Genomic DNA, 18,440 nt, shown 5'->3' on the forward strand with positions numbered 1-18,440 from the left:
CCAACGCGTCACGCCACGGTCACAATGACCGGATATTATTACTGAACGGGATAGTTCGGGCTCGATAAAAACTACCGGCATCCAGAAACCCTGACCGCTACCGCAACCTTATTTGTATTGCCCTGCAGCATAAAAAGCCGTATCAAACCTGAAATATTTACTGGCTCGTTGCCTCACAAGCCGGTAAACTGAGCGCTCGCAAGCGACAAAGTCAACGCACCAGGACTCATCATTTACATCCGCCCTGATTGCTTTTCACGGAATACCTCCGATCTCGTCGCTACACATCCGCCGGTTGCCAGGGCTGTTTAACGTTGCTGGTTCACCTCCCACTCATTATCTACCCGTTCACGCGGATCACCAGAAGGAGAATAAGATGAAAGATGTACTGCTCAAACTGGTCCTGTCCTCGCTAGCGGCGCAATTGAGCTACGGCGCTTTCGCCGCCGACCAGCAGGACGATGACCAACGGCGCAAATCCAGGACCGTTCAGGGCCTGACTGAAATTGTGCGCAACGTCGAAGAAAAAACGCAGGGCAAAGTCGTGCTGCTGACCCCTCGGCTGCACGATGGCAAAACCCACTTTGAAATGCTGGTCGCCCATAGCGGGCAGTTCCAGAAACTGATTGCCGACCCGGACGGTGTATATGAAATACCTGAACGCCCGGATACCGACGCGCCCGCCTGAACGGCCCTGAGATATATGCCACGGCCTGATAGCACTGCTGCCTGAAACAGGTTGCACTCGTTCCAGTACAGCATGCGGTCACAGCTTGACGCAAGCAGACTTCCAGCGCAACACGCTCCCCTTTATTTGAGATTGAAGGCAGGTTAATCACCTGCCTTTTCATTTGTGCGCAACGGGACTTGAGTATCGAGGCTTGAGTATCGAGGCTTGAGTATCGAGGCTTGAGTATCGAGGCTTGAGTATTGAGGCTTGAGTGTCGTAAATCGATGTAACTTCCGCGACAGAAGAATTCTCCCTCTGGCTGGTTATCTGGCACCTCAGAACAAAAAAATCATAGACATTACGACATCATGATGTCATGATGTTGTTTATGACACTAACCGATACCACCCCACTCTACGCCAAAATCGAAGCTGCCCTGGCCGCGGAAATAGCCAGCGGCACGCTCGCTGCCGGGGCGCAGTTGCCAACAGAAGAACAATTGATTGCCCGCTTTCATATGAGTCGAACCACTGTTCGCAAAGCCATCGAGAACCTTGTCGTTCGCGGTTTGGTGGAAATCCGCCGCGGCAAGGGAACGTTTGTGACGCACCCTAAAGTCACACAGGCCCTGACGGAGCTGACCGGCTTTGCGGAAGACATGGTGGTATTGGGCCGTCATCCGACCTCACGCCTGCTCGATAAACGCATCGTGAACGCTGATGAACAAATAGCCCGGGCATTGCAAATCGCCCCGGGCACGCAAGTCTATCGAATCGAACGCATTCGTCTGGCCGATGGTATTCCCATGTCGTTCGACGAAACCTATCTGCCGCTGGAGATCGGCGAAAAGGTAGTCAGCAACAATCTGGACGCAGAACCAATCTTTGATCTGCTTGAAAACAAATATGCCCTGCCCCTGGTAGAGGCAAGCTATCAGCTGGAAGCCGTGACCGCCGACAAGCATGTCGCACAGGCCCTTAATATTGCCATCGGCGCCCCGATTTTTCTGATCGAACGCACCTCCTATAGCACAGGAGAACAACCTGTCGACTACGAAAAGCTGTATTACCGGGGCGACTCGATTCGCTTTGCCACCCGCTTGTCGCGGCGTTTTCGCTAAAAGGGGGCGCAGGCATGGATATCACAACCCTGTTCTGGTTGTTCGCTGCCGCATTCGGCGCCAGCCTGCTGGGCGGCATGCTGGGAATGGCCAGCGGCATTTTTATTGTGCCCATACTCATCATTGCTTTCGGCGTAGACATTCACGTCGCCATCGCCGCCAGCATCGTGTCGGTCATTGCCTGTTCCTGCGGGAGCGCCGCGCCCTTTCTGAAGGAGCGCCTGACCAACATCCGCCTGGCTATTGTTCTGGAGACCGCCACGACACTCGGCGCCATTACCGGCGTGCTGCTGATCGGTATTATTCCTACACCGGTATTGTATGGGCTGTTCGCTGTTATTCTCGTTTTGTCTGCGCAGCAAATGATGGCCCGTCGCCGCGAATCTGCCGTTACCGGTACGCCCGATCCGCAAAGCTGGGCAAGTCGGCTGGGCCTGCACTCAACCTTTCCCGATCGCGAGCTTGGCCGGGACGTGGCCTATCAGGTCGCCCGGGTTCCCCTGGGACTTTCTTTGATGTACGGGGCTGGTGTCATCTCGGCATTGCTGGGCATTGGCTCTGGCGTTCTGAAGATCCCCGCCATGGATACTGCGCTGAAGCTGCCCATCAAGGTGTCATCAGCAACATCCAACTTCATGATCGGCGTCACTGCTGCAGCCAGTGGCGGGGCCTATCTTGTACGCGGTGATATTGATATGAACATTGCCGGGCCCGTCGCACTCGGTTCCGTTGTTGGCGCACTGGCCGGCGCACGCCTGCTGATGGGACTGCCTGCTGACAAACTGCGCGCACTGTTCGCCATCATACTTATTGCACTTGCGATTCAAATGATGCTAAGCGCGCTGGGTATTCATCTTTGGGAGACCGGTTCATGAATCCATCAAACAGCAAGCCGCAGCGCCAGGACGGTATCGTTGCATGTCTGCTATGGTATGGCACTCTGATCGCTTCAGCAGTCATCGCGATTGGCATTACCGTGGGTGCACTGACACAAATGGGCTACATTCCCGGACAACCCCATGCGGGCTATGCGCTGATCAGACTCGGTGTGGTGATTTTCGTACTATTGCCGATTCTCCGCGTTGCACTCATGCTGGTGATGTTCGGGCACGCACGCGACTATATCTATACCGCGATTGCGGCGCTGGTGTTGGCAATTATTGGCGCAGGTGTTTTGTTGGGGCTTTAATTGCCTGCAGACCATTGCGATGACATAAGCAATATTGCAAAAGTAATAGCCGTTCTGCAGCCGGGTACAAAAAAGACGCCATTTGGCGTCTTTTTTTATAGCATTTGAACGTGCCTAGATTTTGCAGGCATCTCCGCAATCGTCGTCTGCTTCGGGCACGTTTTCATCCATTTTCTTGATCAGCTCGGCATTTTTCTTTTCGATCGCATCAAAATCGATATTGTCCAGCGCGATGTCAAATTCATTATCGTTGCTCATGTGCCATACTCCAGGTGATTAGCAATATCCTATTTTAAGCCACGGCGCCTGTCTTGTCCCTGACGATTTTGTAAATGAGGCAAAAGGGTTGGGACAACCTGCCCATCGCTATATCGCCTCTTCCCCATGCACACCCCTCTTAGAGAGATCATGCTCTCAAATCACGCAGGATCAAAACGCCGGGTTCGCCATACCTTTTAAATAAAAAATTACGAAACCAATCAGAATCAATAAATAAACGTAATTTATTGATATATAAATATTTTTAGTTAAATTTAACATTATTTTTTGTTAGATATTTATATCTAACACATAAAGGAGAGAATACAATGCGTGGCATTAGTATTAGTGACAGGATTGTGAAACACATCCACGGCAAAGGCCGTGGCTGGGTTTTTACGCCTAGAGATTTTATTGATCTCGGATCTCGCGGAGCAGTCGATGTCTCTCTCGCCCGTTTAAAGCAATCGGGAAAGATCCGACGCATAGGGCATGGGCTATATGATTATCCCGTTCTCCACGAAAAGCTGGGCCCGCTAAGCCCAAAACTGGATAGCCTGGCGCAAGCGGTTTCCAACCAAAGCCGTACCAAGGTGTTCGACTCAGGAGCTACCGCAGTGAAGAACCTTGGCCTTTCAACTCAGGTTCCTGCTCGTCCTACATTCACCACATCCGGTCCTTCCCGCGTAAAGAAAGTCGCAGGCCGAACGCTCGCGCTTAAACATGCGCGCATACCATTAATCGAAAATGCTCCAGACCACGTCAATGCGGTTCTGCAAGCCATGGTGCATTTGGGCCGGAAAAACGTGGATGCCGACACCATTCAGCGCTTTGCCGACAGACTCGATGATCGCTACCTGAAGGCGCTTATGAAATCACGAACAAAGATACCCGGATGGATGGGTGATATTGTATTAAAAATCAGTGCCGCCAAACATGGATAATTTTGCCCGAAGATCAGCGGAGAAACGCCGCTTTCGATGATCAGATAGCCGGCATCGAAGAACTTGACCTGATGCTCAATCGCACATAGGAGGTTTTGAAAATTCGGGTGGCCTCACTCGAAAAAGCGAGGCCATAAACGTACCTAGCGTCATCACCAGTAAGGTAGCTGGGAGAGGACAAAGCCTAGGGCGGCGTAAAAGTTGTAGTAAAAAACCAAGTATTTTTCAAGATTGCTTAACTGTTTGGTATTGACAAATAACGCCATGGATTGGAACGCATTTGAAATGCAAACTTAGCCCGCCGCGACGCTCCTCCGCCTGGCCGCGAAGTCGGCTTCTACTTCATCATTTGAACGGCCAAGGCCAGAACGCATTGACGCGCGACCGGCTTCGACCTTGCGCTGCAAGTAGTCGTCATATTCGCGTGCCTGACGACGCTGCTGGATGTAGCCACGCATGAGTTCACGCATGACCTGAGACGCCGGTCGATCTTCACCTGCCGCTTCCGCCATGAAACTATCTCGCAGTTCTGGCTCAAGCTTCATTGTAAAAACAGCCTGTTTGACCATGATGTGCTCCATCCAACCGTGTTAGCCCTAAATACAGTTTCAAATTGTCTTGCAGCAAGATCCGTGTCAAAGAAAGGAATTGCCTCATAGAGTTTAATGAGTAACTTCTAGCCAGTGTTACCCTGCGACCTGTGTAGTAATATCTACGCGCTACACTTAGGCAGCGTGCTTGGCTGTGAGTTGAACACCAAGTGCATTCAAAACCGCCATAGTGGTTTTGAGCGTGGGGTTGCCTCGTTCACTAAATGAACGATAGAGCTGTTCACGAGACAGACCGGTTTCCTCTGCAATCTGCGCCATGCCTTTAGCCCTGGCCACTATGCCAAGCGCGTTGGCAATATAGCCGGAGTCCCCGGTTTCCAGCGCATCGGCCATAAAAAAAGCAATATCTTCGTCGGTTTCCAACACATTGGCTGGATCGTATTTAGAAAATTTTTCGATCATGTTGTGCGCTCCATTCTTTGGCGATTTGCTTTGCTTCAACTATGTCGCGGCGCTGCGTTTTCTTATCGCCGCCACACAAAAGCAGGATTAGGACGTTTCCCCTCTGCTGAAAATAAACCCTGTAACCGGGTCCATAGTGAATTTTCAGCTCACTTACACCCTCACCCACCGGCTCAACGTGCATTCACGTCTCGTGGGGAAAGTTGCCGACAACCGGTTGCCCCGGTTGTAGTACTGGATCCGGTATCCGGTTTTGGTCTTTTGTATACTGGCCATAGCGTGGGTAGTTTCTCGGTTTATTTTGCGTAGTGCATGGGTAGTTTTGTCTCATATTCTATTCCAAAAAGACAAAACAAAACCAAATACAATCCGATAACATTATGATTTTTCAGTATTTTTATAATTTTGATTAACTGAATAAAGTATGTTGGCCTCGCCGACAGGAATCGAACCTGTAATTGGCCCTTAGGAGGGGTCGGTTATATCCATTTAACTACGGCGAGAACGGGTAAAAGCCCCAGCATTATATGCCAAATCATGGCATGAATGGATTTCACTATCCTCATACAAGGCAATAAACCAACAATGATGACAACGTAAGCAAGCCAGCAACGGGGTGCTGCGCAGGCATTTTTCCCGAAAATGCACATGCTTTGCGACCACGCGAAACCCGATAGGCGCCGCCCTAATTGGCCACATTCACGGGTTGTGCCCGCAACAGCGTGACCAGCACCTGCGGATCGATCCCGAGCAAATAACCGCGGCGCCCGCCGTTGATATAGATTTGCGGCAATGCCAGCACGCTTTGTTCTACCCATACCGGCATTTGCTTGCGCGTACCAAAAGGTGAAGTGCCACCGATCTGGTATCCGGACTGCCGGGGCGCCACTGCCGGCAGACACGGCTGCATTTTCTTGACGCTGGCCTGACGCGCCAGGTTTTTCATCGACACTTCGCAATCGCCATGCATCAGCATAACATGCGGCCTGGCATGCTCGTCTTCCAGAATAAGCGTCTTGACCACGGCATGCGGATCCACGCCCAGCTGCCGTGCCGCCTCTGTGGTGCCACCATGTTCTATATAGTCATAAGTGTGTTCGGTATAGGCCACTTTATGTTTTTTCAACATCTGGGTGGCAGGCGTTTCCGATACGTGTTTACTGGCAGCCATATCCGCTATATTGATAGATATTGTTGTTAATGAAAGCGACTATTCTACTGCAACCGCCCCGCTTGCGGCTTATGCCCGCGGATGATGTTGCGCATGCAATTGCTTGAGCCGCTCGCGTGCCACGTGGGTATAGATTTGTGTAGTAGAAATATCCGCATGCCCAAGCAGCAGTTGAACCACACGCAAATCCGCACCATGATTGAGCAGATGGGTGGCAAACGCGTGCCGCAGGGTATGCGGCGACAGCGGCGTGTGAATATCAGCCTGCAGTGCATATTTTTTAATGAGCTGCCAGAATGCCTGGCGCGTCATGCCGGTGGCGCGACGGGTCAGAAACAGATCATCGGACTGGCGCTGCCCCAGCAATTCGGGGCGCGCCTCTTTCAGATAGCGCTCCAGCCAGTAGGCGGCCTGCGCGCCCACCGGGACCAGCCTATCCTTGCCCCCCTTACCCATCACGACCCGTACGACGTTCTCGTTCAGGCTCAAATGCAGCACTTTCAGGCTGACCAGTTCAGTGACCCGCAAGCCGGACGCGTACAGGGTCTCAAGCATTGCACGGTCCCGTAGCCCTAATGCATCGCGGGTGTTCGGCGCCTCCAGCAATTGGTCTACCTGCTGTTCGCTCATGGTTTTGGGAAACCGCGTCGGCTGACGAGCCGAATGCAGGGTCAGGCATGGATCTTCATTAATCTGATGCGTGCGGATGGCCCAGGCAAAATATCGTTTGAGCGTGGCCAGTCGGCGATTGGCGGTGGTGGCCTTGCTGTGGGCGTGCCGGGCAGCAAACCAGGCTTCTATATCATCCTTGGTGGTTTCCAGCAGGGTTTTGGCTGGCTTTCGTTTTGCCAGAAAGTCAGCAAGACCATTAAGATCCTGCCGATAGGCAGCCAGCGTATTCTGCGATAGGCCATCTTCCAGCCACAAGGCATCAATAAACGGATCGATGACATGTTGGTGGGCTGCGGTGGCGTGCTGATCAGGCATAATGGTTATAAATTCACAACAAGAAATAATAATGGCATACGGGTATTGCTTTCTGAACTATGATTTGATTCTAGCTTAAATTCTACCCATTCAAATACGATTTCCTATGCATATTGCCCTGCTCGTCATCCCAGACTGTCTCATTGTCGCGCTGGGCTGGGTTCTGCTTCATAAACTGAAGTTCTCCCGCGAATTTTTCACCACTACCGAAAAGCTGGTCTACTACATACTGTTTCCGGCTCTGCTGATTCAGTCTATCGCCTTCACTCCCATTTCCGCCAGTTCCGCCGGCCGCCTGCTGGCCGTGTCAATGCTGCTGTGCCTGGCAGGTTACCTTGCCGCATGGCTGGCCCGCCCCCTCCTCAAGCCACGGCCGATTGCGCTGGCGTCGCTGGCACAATGCGCCTATCGCTTCAATACCTATATCGGATTTTCACTGGCAGCCGCACTCGCCGGCAGCGAAGGACAGGCCGTGATGGCGGTGCTGGTGGGCTTTTCGGTGCCACTTGCCAATGTACTGGCGGTCAAGTCCCTCGCCCGCTTTCAGGGTTCCAATGTGTGGCTGGAAATTGTGAAAAACCCACTGGTTCTGGCCACGCTGGTGGGACTATTGTTGAATTTTTCGGGTATCGGACTGGACACGACGATTAACGCCACCCTATCGAAACTGGGCAATAGCGCCATTCCATTAGGCTTGCTGTGCGTCGGCGCCAGTTTGTCACTGGCAGGCGGCAATCAGGATCGCGCCGTCATTTCCTGGATTCTGGCAATCCGGCTACTGGCCATGCCGGCATTTGCCTTCATACTGGCATTCATGCTGGGCCTGTCGGCGCTGGAAACCAATATTCTGGTTCTGTTTGCTGCATTGCCACCCGCTTCGGCTGCGTATATTCTGGCCGCGCGCATGGGTGGCGACGGGCGCAGTGTGGCCACTGCGATTTCCATCGGCACTGTCTTTTCTGTGCTTACGATTCCTTTCTGGCTCTTCGTCGGCGAAAAATTGGTAAATTAGCCACGAATCGCCAATTAATTTCCATTAAATTTTAGGTAGTTCCGGAAGGTTTCTTATAATTTACATTATGTTTCTTTTTCCGGAACGGCCCAATACCCATGTCTCATTTGCAAACCTCCCCCCCTGAACCCGTGGCAAGCACCTCAATTTATCTATCCGATGAAGCGGCCACCGAACAGCTTGCAAAGACCCTTTCCGACATTTTTTCTCATTACTTTTCAAATAGTTACGAAAACCCATCTGATACCGGAAAAAGCGCCAAAGTGTATCTGAAAGGTGACCTGGGTGCCGGCAAAACCACCTTTGTTCGACATTTTTTGAGAGCCATGGGTGTCACAGGACGAATTAAGAGCCCCACCTATACTTTGCTTGAAACCTATAAAGTTTCTAGTTTATACTTGTATCACTTTGATTTTTATAGATTTACCGATACCGAAGAATGGCATGAAGCTGGTTTTCGTGAAAATCTCGGCGAAGACGCAATTGTATTTATAGAGTGGGCAGATAAAGCAGGACCCGGGTTACCAACACCTGATCTTGAACTGCACCTGATATACGAATCGGCTGGAAGAACGGCACAATTTAACGCTTTTTCGGAAAAGGGCAAGACATGGATAACAAGGCTCATTCACAGGAAAATGCCAACAGGCGATCAATAACCCGTCGGCGCATTCTCGGTGCGTCGGCTACATTGCTGTCCCTCCCGGTCGTCTCCAAAGTCGCTGCAGCAGACGGACAAATCCTGGCCGTACGGACCTGGCCCGCAGACGAATACACCCGGGTCACGCTGGAACTGAACGCCCCCCTGCGTGCCGAGCATTTCATGCTGGGCAATCCCAATCGGCTGGTTGTGGACATCCAGGGTCTGACTATCAGCCAGGCGCTCAATTCGCTGATTTCCAAAATCCGCCCTAATGATCCCTATATTTCCACGGTGCGCGTGGCACAAAACCGTGCCGATGTCGTGCGCCTGGTATTCGATCTGAAACAGGACATTGCCCCGCAGGTGTTCACCCTGAAACCGGTAGGAGAATACCAATACCGGCTGGTGCTGGACTTGTATCCCAAAGTGGCCAAAGACCCGATCCTGGCCCTGGCCAAAGATCTGGATAACGATCCGCTGGCACAGGTATTGGACAATCTGGCCCAAAACAACAGCAATGCACCGGTGCCATCGGTCAGTGGCCAGGTTAATCCGGCTACGGCCAATCGTCAGCCATCCCGTGCCAATCCGAATCGCCCCATTCTGGTAGCGATTGACCCCGGCCATGGCGGCGAAGACCCGGGCGCTATCGGCGCGCGCGGCACCCGCGAAAAAGATATCGTGCTGGCCATTGGCCGTCAGTTGCGCGACGTGATCAATTCACAACCCAATATGCGGGCCTACATGACGCGCGAGTCAGACTTTTTCGTGCCGCTGCATGTTCGGGTACAAAAGGCGCGGCGGGTCAAGGCCGATCTGTTTGTATCGATCCATGCCGATGCGTTTACCAACCGCTCCGCTCGTGGAACCTCGGTATTTGCCCTGTCGCGCAACGGCGCATCAAGTGCCGCGGCCCGCTGGCTGGCCAAAAAGGAAAATGCATCCGATCTGATCGGTGGTCTGGATATCGGTGCGCATGACCGTCAGACGGCCAGTGTGCTGCTGGATATGTCCACCACCGCTCAAATCAATGACTCCCTGAAAATCGGCCACCGCGTGCTGGGTTCGCTGGCGCAAATTAACGGTATTCACAGTCGCAAGGTGGAACAGGCCGGGTTTGCCGTGCTTAAGGCACCGGATATCCCTTCCATTCTGGTGGAAACGGCTTTTATCAGCAACCCGCAAGAGGAAAATTTCCTGCGCAGTCCGGCCAACCAGCGCCAGATCGCCCGGGCCATTTTCTCCGGCGTTAACGATTATTTCTCTACCAATCCCCCATTGGCCAGAACCGGCTGAGACCCGCAGCCAGCCGTCCTTTGAAACCGGGACGCCCTATATACTCACCGAACGCCTTCGTCTTTGATCGAAGGCGTTTTTGCTTGCGGCATCGCCTGGCATCGACGTTACCATAGCCCGGCCCGCGTGCACGGCTAGCGTCAAACACGCTAAAATGACCGATTATCCTTCTCTTTGTTTGCGTCCCACATGTCTGACCGCCGCCATATTGCCCCTCTGCCCGATACGCTGATCAGCCAGATCGCGGCCGGCGAGGTCATTGAACGCCCGGCCTCTGTGCTCAAGGAATTACTGGAAAATGCGCTGGATGCCGGCGCCCGCAGTATTGAAATCAGACTGGATGGCGGCGGCATTCGCCGCATTTGTATTACCGATGATGGCCATGGCATCCCGCAGGAAGAACTGGTGCTCGCATTAACGCGGCATGCCACCAGTAAAATCAACAGTCTGGATGATTTAGAGTCGGTCAGCTCCATGGGGTTTCGGGGCGAGGCTCTGGCTTCCATCGCTTCGGTGGCACGCGTCACGCTCACCTCGCGCACTGAACATGACGACCATGCCTGGCAGATTGACGGTACGGCGCTGCAGATCAGCCCCGCCGCTGGCGGTACAGGCACCACCATTGATGTGCGCCAGCTGTTTGATGCGGTTCCGGCACGCCGCAAGTTTCTGAAATCCGAACCCACTGAACTGGGTCATTGCCTGACGGTTGCCGAGCGCATCGCCTTGGCCAACCCGGCGATTGCCTTTCGGCTGTTCCATAATGGTAAAGCCTATAAGCAATGGATGCCGGTAGATTTACTGCAACGCATCCGGGACGTGCTGGGCAATGAATTCACCCAGGCGGGCCTCCCCATCGACGCTCAACTGCCCTCAGCCGGCTTGCGCGGCCTGATCACCCTGCCCAATGCAGCGCGCGCGCGCGCCGACCGGCAATATCTGTATGTCAATGGCCGCTTTGTACGAGACCGGACCGTGACGCACGCCGTACGCGCTGCCTATGCCGATGTGCTGCATGGCGACCGGCAGCCGGCCTATGTGCTGTTCCTGGATATCGACCCCACTGCGGTTGATGTGAACGTGCACCCGGCCAAGCACGAGGTGCGCTTTCGCGATAGCGGCGCTATCCATCGCTTTGTAGGCCAGGTACTTACGCAGGCGCTGGCTGGTGTGGGCGGCGAAGCGGCGGCAGCCAATGCCCTGCCCGCCAGACTGCCTGCCGGCCTGGCGCCGGCCGGGCAAGACGCTTATATTGCAGGCGCAGAGTACGAGCATGCCGGCGGCCCACCAATCAACAACGAGCAGGCCAGGCCAGCTCCCCGAATGACGCCCGGCTATCAGCCCTCCCTGCATTTGCACAGTGCTTCGCCGCAATCAACGGAACAGTGGAAACAGTTTTATTCTCCGCTGGCGTCCGCGCCGCAGCAACTGGACGAACCGCGAGCCGATCTTGCCATACCCGGGGCAGCCACCACGTTTAATCCGGCAGCCAATGGCAGCGCCGTTGCCGGCGTCGGATTACCTGACACGGGCGACAACGCCGATCCGTATCCACTGGGTATGGCGCTGGGACAGCTGCATGGTATTTATATTCTGGCGCAGAATGCCCGTGGGCTGATCCTGGTTGATATGCATGCGGCACACGAGCGCGTGGTCTATGAACGCCTGAAAACACTGCTCGACCAGCAGGCGTTACCGCAGCAGGAACTGCTGGTGCCTTATGTGATTCACTGCTCGGAACGCGATATTGCCGTGATGGAAAGCCATCAGGAGCAATTGACCACGCTGGGCCTGACCGTCAGCGCTACCGGACCGCAATCGCTGGCCGTGCGTTCCGTGCCCAGCCTGCTGGCCGGCGGCGATATCGAATCGCTGGTGCTCAATGTTCTGAAGGAACTGGAGATGGTGGGTCACTCCGAACAGCTTACCGGCCAGCGCAATGAACTGCTCTCAACCATGGCTTGCCACGGTTCGGTGCGCGCCAATCGCCGTCTGACGATTGAAGAAATGAACGCGCTGCTGCGCCAGATGGAACACACAGAACGGGCCAATCAGTGCAATCACGGTCGCCCGACCTGGTTTCAGTGGAGCATGAACGACCTGGATCGTCTGTTCATGCGCGGCCAGTGACGCAGCCGGTTTTCTGCCTGGCCGGCCCAACCGCATCGGGCAAGAGTGCCAGCGTGCTGGCGCTGGCACAGCGCTGGCCGATAGAAATCATTAATGTAGATTCGGCCACCATCTATACCGGCATGGATATTGGCACGGCCAAGCCTACACCACAGGAACAGGCCAGCACGCCCCAGCATCTGCTGGATATCCGTGATCCTACCGAATCCTATAGCGCCGCTCAGTTTGTGCAGGATACCCAGCGCCTGATCGAAGCAATACGCGGACGCAACCGCATCCCTGTACTGGCTGGTGGCACCATGATGTACTTCAATGCCCTGCGCCAGGGCCTGCATGCATTACCACAAGCAGATCCGGCCATCCGCGCCGAGATTGACCAAATGGCACAACAGCATGGCTGGCCCTATGTGCATTCGCTATTGGAACGCCATGATCCGGTCACGGCTGCCCGGCTTGCACCCAATGACAGGCAGAGAATTCAGCGCATGCTGGAGGTCTGCCTGATTGCCGGCAAGCCCTATTCGTCACTCATAGAAACGGAGGGCGAACGCGCCGGTAGCGATACGTTTCACATGGTGAGTCTGGAACCATCTGAGCGCCTGCAACTGCACGATCGCATTGCCTTGCGGTTTGACCAGATGCTTGAGCTGGGGCTGGTGAATGAAGTGCAACAGCTGTGGCGCCGGGGCGACCTGCACGAGAATCTGCCCTCGATACGCTGCGTTGGTTACCGCCAGATCTGGCAACACCTGGCCGGTCAGGACAGCCTGGAACAGGCGCGGGAAAAAGCCATTGCCGCCACCAGGCAGCTGGCCAAGCGGCAACTCACATGGTTACGCAGCATGCCGGATCGTCAGGTAATTGATTGCCTGCAGGCCGATGTGGCGAGCCGGGTCATTGACGCGGCTGCCCGCGTGATGCCGCATTAAATGGTAATACTGCGTTAAAACGTCAGAAGAAGACACCGCATAAGCAAGTGCCCAACCGGCAGCCAGGCTCGCCCCCGACGCCGGCCGGCAACCCATTACAGCACCACGGCCTGGGGCATGCCCTCTTCCTGGCGAACGATTTGGCCAAGATCAAAGACCGTTTCGCCCTGTTCCTGCAGGGTTGCCGTCACAGCAGCAGCCTGATCGGCCGCCACTACAATCACCATACCAATACCGCAATTGAACACGCGATGCATCTCATTATCAGCGACCTGTCCTTCCTGCTGCAGCCACTGGAACAGGGGCGGCAACGTCCAGGCAGACTTGTCAATCTGCGCAGTCAGGCCATCCTGCAGAATACGTGGCACGTTGTCCAACAGGCCCCCGCCGGTAATATGGGCCAGGCCCTTGATCGCAGTACCATGCGCTGCAAGTGCTGCCAGCACCTGTTTTACGTAAATACGGGTTGGCGCCATGACCACGTCAACCAGGGGCTGACCGTGGAAATCATCGTCCGGACGCGCGCCGGCACGTTCAATAATCTTGCGGATCAGCGAAAAGCCGTTGGAATGCGCGCCACTGGAGGCCAGGCCCAGAATGCGATCGCCTTCAACAATGCTTTTGCCATCGATAATGGCCGATTTATCTACCGCACCCACGGCAAAACCGGCCAGATCGTATTCGCCATCGGGATACATGCCCGGCATTTCAGCGGTTTCGCCGCCGATCAGCGCGCAGCCGGATAACTCGCAGCCTTTGGCAATGCCCCCAACCACCTGAGCGGCCGTATCGACCGACAATTTGCCACAAGCGAAATAGTCCAGAAAGAACAGCGGCTCTGCGCCCTGCACCAGAATATCGTTAACGCTCATGGCTACCAGGTCGATGCCTACGGTATCATGGCGGTTCCACTCAAAGGCCAGACGCAGTTTGGTGCCAACACCGTCTGTACCGGACACCAGCACCGGTTCCTTAAATTTTTTCGGCACTTCAAACAAAGCGCCAAAGCCTCCAATCCCGGCCATGACGCCTTCACGCATGGTTTTGGCGGCCAGCGGCTTGATCCGGTCAACCAGCGCCTCCCCGGCGTCGATGTCTACCCCCGCATCGCGATACGTTAAGGAAGATTTGTTTGAATTTGTCATGAGCAGGCTGCCTAAATATGTAAAATGTCAATTAATCGAACTGGAAGGCCTTATTTTACGATGAACGAATATATTTTGCGCCGGAAACAGACCCTTCTCTGGTCAGGAGTCGGTCTGGTGCTCCTCGTTCTCCTATATGTGCTGTCCCCGGTTTTAACGCCATTTATGCTTGGCATGGCGCTGGCCTACATTCTGGTGCCCGGCGTCAACATGCTGGTCACCCTGAAACTGCCTCGCTGGCTGGCCGTCAGCATTATGTTTTTCCTGTTGTTCGCCATCATCCTGGGTGTGCTGCTGATTGTGATCCCGCTGGTGCGCAAGGAAGTCGGACTGGCCATAGAGCAGTTGCCCGGCTGGGTTGCACAGTACAATATCAACCTGGCTCCCCGCCTCAACCAACTGTTTGGTGTATCAGCCGAAATTGATATCCTCAAGATCCGGGAAATGCTGCAGGATGCCATTACCGGGACCGACAGCCTGACCACAACCATTATTACCTATGCCAAATCCAGCGGATCGGCAGTCATTTTCTTTTTCGTCAATCTGCTGATCACACCCGTGGTACTGGTTTATCTGCTGTTTGACTGGGACAAGTTCATTCTGTCAATACGTGAAGTCATCCCGCGCCGCTATCTGGATGGTACCCTTAGCGTGTTTCACGATATTGATCGCCTGTTATCCAGCTTTTTGCGCGGCCAGATTCTGGTGATGCTGATTCTGGCCGTCTATTACAGCGTCGGGCTGTCGCTGGCCGGGTTCGAAAGCGCCATTCCTATCGGTGTGTTAACCGGCATGCTGGTTTTCATCCCTTACCTGGGGGTTACCTTCGGTCTGCTGCTGGCTATTTTGTCGGCGCTGCTGCAGTTTGACAATTATTATGGCCTTATTTCTGTGGCCATCGTCTATGGGCTGGGACAGATCCTGGAGGGAATGGTTCTTACGCCCAAAATCATGGGCGAACGTATCGGCCTGCACCCGCTGGTTATTATTTTTGCACTGTTCGTTTTCGGACAGATTTTCGGTTTCTTCGGGGTGCTGATGGCCCTGCCCATCAGCGCTGCCCTGTCGGTGCTGATCCGCCGTGTTTACGGCCAGTATCGTCGCAGTGATTTTTATAAGACATGAAAGAACAACTTATCCTGGACGTCCTGCCGGTCGTACCTCCCCGTTTCGACAATTTCGTCACGGGTCGCAATGATGAAACAGTCAGCCGCCTGCTTGGCGCTGGTGCCGGGCAGAGCATTTATCTGTGGGGCGAACACGGCAGCGGCAAAACCCATTTGCTGCTTGCGGCCACGCGCCAGCGCGGGCTCTATCTGAATCCGGTCACGGATGCCCTGCCGGATCCCGGCGAACCTGTCGCCCCGGGCAGCATTATCGCCGTGGACGATGTGCAGAATCTATCCGAGGCACAGGCCGCCGCGCTGTTCGGCCTGTTCAACCAGTGGAAGACCAGTCAGCACACGGCTGATGCCTTCACCCTGCTGGCCAGCGGGCCCTGCGCGCCGCGTCAGCTGGAGATCCGCGAAGACCTGCGCACCCGCCTTGCCTGGGATCTGGTGTATCGCGTGGAAACCCTGACCGACGATGAACGTCGCAGTGCACTGCTGCAGCGGGCGTCCGACAAGGGCATCCCCCTTAGCACAGAAGTGACCAACTGGATGTTCAACTATTACGCCCGTGATATGAGCGCCCTGTCTTCGCTGCTGGACGCCCTTGATCGCTATTCACTGGCTGAAAAGCGATCCATCACCGTTCCCTTGTTAAAATCCTATCTTCAATCCAGACATTCCTGAAAAAACACGTATTTGACTATGACGCAACGACTTGCCCTGTTTGACCTTGACCATACCCTGCTGCCAATCGATACGGATCGCCACTGGGTAGATTTCCTGGCCCGCAATGGCTGGGCGGGCGATCCAAAAGCCGTGCAGAAAAAAAACCATGAACTCATGGAAAAGTACTCCGCGGGTACGCTGAAAATAGAAGAATCAGCTGAATTCATGCTGAGTTTCCTGAACCTGCATACCCCATATGAGCTGGCGCGCTTTCATGAACAGTACATGCACGAAGTGGTGCGGCCTGCCATGCGCGAGAAGGCGGTGGCCCTGGTGGCTCACCATCTGGAACAGGGTGACCTGTGCTGCCTGGTGTCTGCCACCAACGAGTTCGTGATCGCACCGGTTGCCCGGGCCTTTGGCATTCCACATGTAATCGGTACGGTTCCAGAGTACAAAAACGGCCGCTACACCGGCAAGGTTGTAGGCACCCCAAGCTACCAGGGTGGCAAGGTCATCCGTGTGAACGAATGGCTCAATCGCATGGGCCTTGCACTAGACCAGTTTAGCGAGAGCTGGTTTTACAGCGACTCCCAGAACGACGTTCCGCTGCTGGAAGCCGTTACTCACCCGGTTGCAACCAATCCGGTACCGCCACTGCGCGAACTGGCCAACAAAAAAGGCTGGCAGGTGCTGGATCTATTTCCTTTGCAATAATCGGGATCAACAAAAACAATCACATGATAAAAAATACTATACGCACATTCGTCAGCCGGCTTTTCGCTGCTCCTGTCCAGAAAGATAAGCGACGGATCTACAGCCAGGAGCAGCACAAAATTGACCGACGCCTGGTTTCGCGCAACGCTATCAAAGTGTGTGAAGTACTGCAGCAAAAGGGCTACGATGCCTTTATCGTGGGTGGTGCCGTGCGCGATCTGGTCCTGGGCTATGAACCCAAGGATTTTGATGTGGCCACCAATGCCACCCCCGAGGAAATTCGCCCGCTGTTCCGGCGTGCCCGTATTATTGGCCGGCGTTTCCAGCTGGTACACGTTGTCTTCGGCCAGGAAATCATCGAAACATCCACGTTCCGCGCCCCGTCGCAGGGAAACCAGCATACCGATGCGGATGGTCGCATTCTGAACGACAATGTGTTCGGCACGCAGCAGGAAGATGCTGCGCGTCGCGACTTCACCCTGAACGCCCTGTACTACGATCCGGTCAGGGAAATCGTGATTGATTATCATAACGGCGTAGCCGATCTGAAAAACCATCTGGTGCGCATGATCGGCGACCCGGAAACGCGCTTCCGCGAAGATCCGGTACGGATGTTGCGCGCCGTCCGCTTTGCCTCCAAACTGAACGGCACGATCGAACCGGCAACGCAGGCACCCATTCACCAACTGGCGGGTCTGATCAAAAACGTACCGGACTCGCGCCTGTTTGATGAGACACTCAAGCTGCTGACCTGTGGCAATGCCATCGTCGCGCTGGAGCAGCTGCGCAAGGAAGGATTGCATGAAAATGTTCTGCCATTGATCGATCAGGTACTCCGGCAACCGGGCGGCGAACAATTCGTGCAACTCACACTTGAGCGTACCGACCATCGCGTCCGCTCAGGCAAATCGGTCAGCCCGAGCTTTCTGTTTGCCGCGTTGCTGTGGCGCCTGGTTGACGTCAACTGGAAGAAAAACCTGGCGCGCAAGGAACACACGGTACCCGCTCTGAGTCAGGCGGCCGATCTGGTCATCGACACCCACATCAGCAAAATGGCCATTCAGCGTCGGCATACTGCAGATATGCGTGAAATCTGGTTTATGCAGCCCCGCTTTGAACGCCGCATCCCCAAACAGATCTGGCGCATGACAGAACAGCCTCGTTTTCGTGCTGCCTGCGACTTCCTGCAATTGCGTGCCGCCTGCAACGAGTTTGATAGTGTGCTGGCGCAATGGTGGATGGATCTGGCCGACGCCACTCCCGGCGAGCGTACTGAAATGATTGACGGGCTTACGGCAGAACAGCAAGCAGCAGGACCTGCGAGCCCGCCACGCAAGCGACGCAAACGGCGCAGCAATGCGAGCAGCAAAAGCAGAACGACCGGCGGCGGCAACACAACCGGCAATGCATCTTCCGGCAGTCCCGCTGCTTCATAAGC

General features: G+C 54.7%; 20 protein-coding genes, 1 tRNA gene and 1 pseudogene. 14 read left to right on the plus strand and 8 right to left on the minus strand.

Annotated features, from left to right (window positions below; all coding sequences use genetic code 11):
• Positions 1 to 376 precede the first annotated feature (376 nt).
• From MIM_RS13740 to MIM_RS13755, 4 genes are all read left to right on the plus strand, one after another.
• Positions 377 to 688: a hypothetical protein gene (locus MIM_RS13740; protein ID WP_025373335.1), complete on the plus strand. Its 312-nt coding sequence runs from the start codon at positions 377 to 379 to the stop codon at positions 686 to 688.
• Between the two features lie 361 nt (positions 689 to 1,049).
• Positions 1,050 to 1,790: a GntR family transcriptional regulator gene (locus tag MIM_RS13745; protein WP_084458992.1), complete on the plus strand. Its 741-nt coding sequence runs from the start codon at positions 1,050 to 1,052 to the stop codon at positions 1,788 to 1,790.
• A 14-nt stretch (positions 1,791 to 1,804) separates the two neighbouring features.
• Positions 1,805 to 2,665, plus strand: a complete 861-nt coding sequence (locus tag MIM_RS13750; RefSeq protein ID WP_025373337.1) for a sulfite exporter TauE/SafE family protein — start codon at positions 1,805 to 1,807, stop codon at positions 2,663 to 2,665.
• Entirely contained in the window at positions 2,662 to 2,979 is a 318-nt protein-coding gene (locus MIM_RS13755; protein WP_025373338.1) for a DUF1634 domain-containing protein, read from the plus strand. Before MIM_RS13750 ends, MIM_RS13755 begins: the two co-directional genes overlap by 4 nt.
• 114 nt (positions 2,980 to 3,093) lie before the next feature.
• Here MIM_RS13755 and MIM_RS23330 read toward each other — a convergent pair whose 3' ends face one another.
• Positions 3,094 to 3,237 carry a hypothetical protein gene (locus MIM_RS23330; RefSeq protein ID WP_169733360.1) on the minus strand — a complete coding sequence of 48 codons (144 nt, stop codon included), beginning with the start codon at positions 3,235 to 3,237 and terminating at the stop codon, positions 3,094 to 3,096.
• A gap of 329 nt (positions 3,238 to 3,566) precedes the next feature.
• Between MIM_RS23330 and MIM_RS13760 the strand changes: the two genes are divergently transcribed.
• On the plus strand, positions 3,567 to 4,181 hold the full coding sequence (locus MIM_RS13760) for a DUF6088 family protein (RefSeq protein ID WP_025373339.1): 615 nt from the start codon (positions 3,567 to 3,569) through the stop codon (positions 4,179 to 4,181).
• Between the two features lie 293 nt (positions 4,182 to 4,474).
• Here MIM_RS13760 and MIM_RS13765 read toward each other — a convergent pair whose 3' ends face one another.
• The 6 genes and pseudogenes from MIM_RS13765 to xerD all read right to left on the minus strand — a co-directional run bounded on the left by MIM_RS13765 (position 4,475) and on the right by xerD (position 7,352).
• Complete coding sequence (locus MIM_RS13765) at positions 4,475 to 4,750, minus strand: hypothetical protein (protein WP_025373340.1); 276 nt, start codon at positions 4,748 to 4,750, stop codon at positions 4,475 to 4,477.
• Between the two features lie 156 nt (positions 4,751 to 4,906).
• A complete protein-coding gene (locus MIM_RS13770) occupies positions 4,907 to 5,194 on the minus strand; it encodes an addiction module antidote protein (protein ID WP_042070345.1) in 288 nt (95 codons plus the stop codon).
• A pseudogene (locus MIM_RS13775) lies at positions 5,175 to 5,363 on the minus strand (type II toxin-antitoxin system RelE/ParE family toxin); the annotation flags it as partial. The gene MIM_RS13770 and the pseudogene MIM_RS13775, both read right to left, overlap by 20 nt.
• A gap of 259 nt (positions 5,364 to 5,622) precedes the next feature.
• A tRNA-Arg gene (locus MIM_RS13780) sits at positions 5,623 to 5,697 on the minus strand.
• A gap of 182 nt (positions 5,698 to 5,879) precedes the next feature.
• Positions 5,880 to 6,365, minus strand: a complete 486-nt coding sequence (gene ybaK / locus MIM_RS13785) for a Cys-tRNA(Pro) deacylase (RefSeq protein WP_025373343.1) — start codon at positions 6,363 to 6,365, stop codon at positions 5,880 to 5,882.
• Between the two features lie 69 nt (positions 6,366 to 6,434).
• Positions 6,435 to 7,352, minus strand: a complete 918-nt coding sequence (xerD, locus tag MIM_RS13790) for a site-specific tyrosine recombinase XerD (RefSeq protein WP_025373344.1) — start codon at positions 7,350 to 7,352, stop codon at positions 6,435 to 6,437.
• A gap of 106 nt (positions 7,353 to 7,458) precedes the next feature.
• Here xerD and MIM_RS13795 point away from each other — a divergent pair, with 106 nt between their 5' ends.
• The 5 genes from MIM_RS13795 to miaA all read left to right on the plus strand — a co-directional run bounded on the left by MIM_RS13795 (position 7,459) and on the right by miaA (position 13,362).
• Positions 7,459 to 8,364, plus strand: coding sequence for an AEC family transporter (locus tag MIM_RS13795; RefSeq protein WP_025373345.1), 906 nt, complete (start codon positions 7,459 to 7,461; stop codon positions 8,362 to 8,364).
• 98 nt (positions 8,365 to 8,462) lie between these two features.
• A complete protein-coding gene (gene tsaE, locus MIM_RS13800) occupies positions 8,463 to 9,023 on the plus strand; it encodes a tRNA (adenosine(37)-N6)-threonylcarbamoyltransferase complex ATPase subunit type 1 TsaE (RefSeq protein WP_025373346.1) in 561 nt (186 codons plus the stop codon).
• Positions 8,975 to 10,303: an N-acetylmuramoyl-L-alanine amidase gene (locus tag MIM_RS13805; protein WP_025373347.1), complete on the plus strand. Its 1,329-nt coding sequence runs from the start codon at positions 8,975 to 8,977 to the stop codon at positions 10,301 to 10,303. Before tsaE ends, MIM_RS13805 begins: the two co-directional genes overlap by 49 nt.
• A gap of 189 nt (positions 10,304 to 10,492) precedes the next feature.
• Positions 10,493 to 12,433: a DNA mismatch repair endonuclease MutL gene (gene mutL / locus MIM_RS13810; protein ID WP_025373348.1), complete on the plus strand. Its 1,941-nt coding sequence runs from the start codon at positions 10,493 to 10,495 to the stop codon at positions 12,431 to 12,433.
• Positions 12,430 to 13,362: a tRNA (adenosine(37)-N6)-dimethylallyltransferase MiaA gene (miaA, locus tag MIM_RS13815; protein WP_025373349.1), complete on the plus strand. Its 933-nt coding sequence runs from the start codon at positions 12,430 to 12,432 to the stop codon at positions 13,360 to 13,362. Before mutL ends, miaA begins: the two co-directional genes overlap by 4 nt.
• Before the next feature lie 95 nt (positions 13,363 to 13,457).
• Here miaA and purM read toward each other — a convergent pair whose 3' ends face one another.
• Positions 13,458 to 14,507 (minus strand): phosphoribosylformylglycinamidine cyclo-ligase, encoded by a 1,050-nt coding sequence (purM, locus tag MIM_RS13820; RefSeq protein ID WP_025373350.1) that lies wholly within the window; start codon positions 14,505 to 14,507, stop codon positions 13,458 to 13,460.
• 117 nt (positions 14,508 to 14,624) lie between these two features.
• Between purM and MIM_RS13825 the strand changes: the two genes are divergently transcribed.
• From MIM_RS13825 to pcnB, 4 genes are read left to right on the plus strand one after another with little or no spacing between them, the layout of a single operon-like run.
• Positions 14,625 to 15,632, plus strand: a complete 1,008-nt coding sequence (locus tag MIM_RS13825) for an AI-2E family transporter (protein ID WP_158318736.1) — start codon at positions 14,625 to 14,627, stop codon at positions 15,630 to 15,632.
• Entirely contained in the window at positions 15,629 to 16,303 is a 675-nt protein-coding gene (gene hda / locus MIM_RS13830; protein ID WP_025373352.1) for a DnaA regulatory inactivator Hda, read from the plus strand. Before MIM_RS13825 ends, hda begins: the two co-directional genes overlap by 4 nt.
• A gap of 18 nt (positions 16,304 to 16,321) precedes the next feature.
• Positions 16,322 to 17,002, plus strand: coding sequence for an HAD family hydrolase (locus MIM_RS13835; protein WP_042070348.1), 681 nt, complete (start codon positions 16,322 to 16,324; stop codon positions 17,000 to 17,002).
• Positions 17,003 to 17,025: 23 nt separating this feature from the next.
• Complete coding sequence (gene pcnB, locus MIM_RS13840) at positions 17,026 to 18,438, plus strand: polynucleotide adenylyltransferase PcnB (protein WP_025373354.1); 1,413 nt, start codon at positions 17,026 to 17,028, stop codon at positions 18,436 to 18,438.
• Positions 18,439 to 18,440 lie beyond the last annotated feature (2 nt).

Source organism: Advenella mimigardefordensis DPN7, from assembly GCF_000521505.1.
Lineage (GTDB): Bacteria > Pseudomonadota > Gammaproteobacteria > Burkholderiales > Burkholderiaceae_B > Advenella > Advenella mimigardefordensis.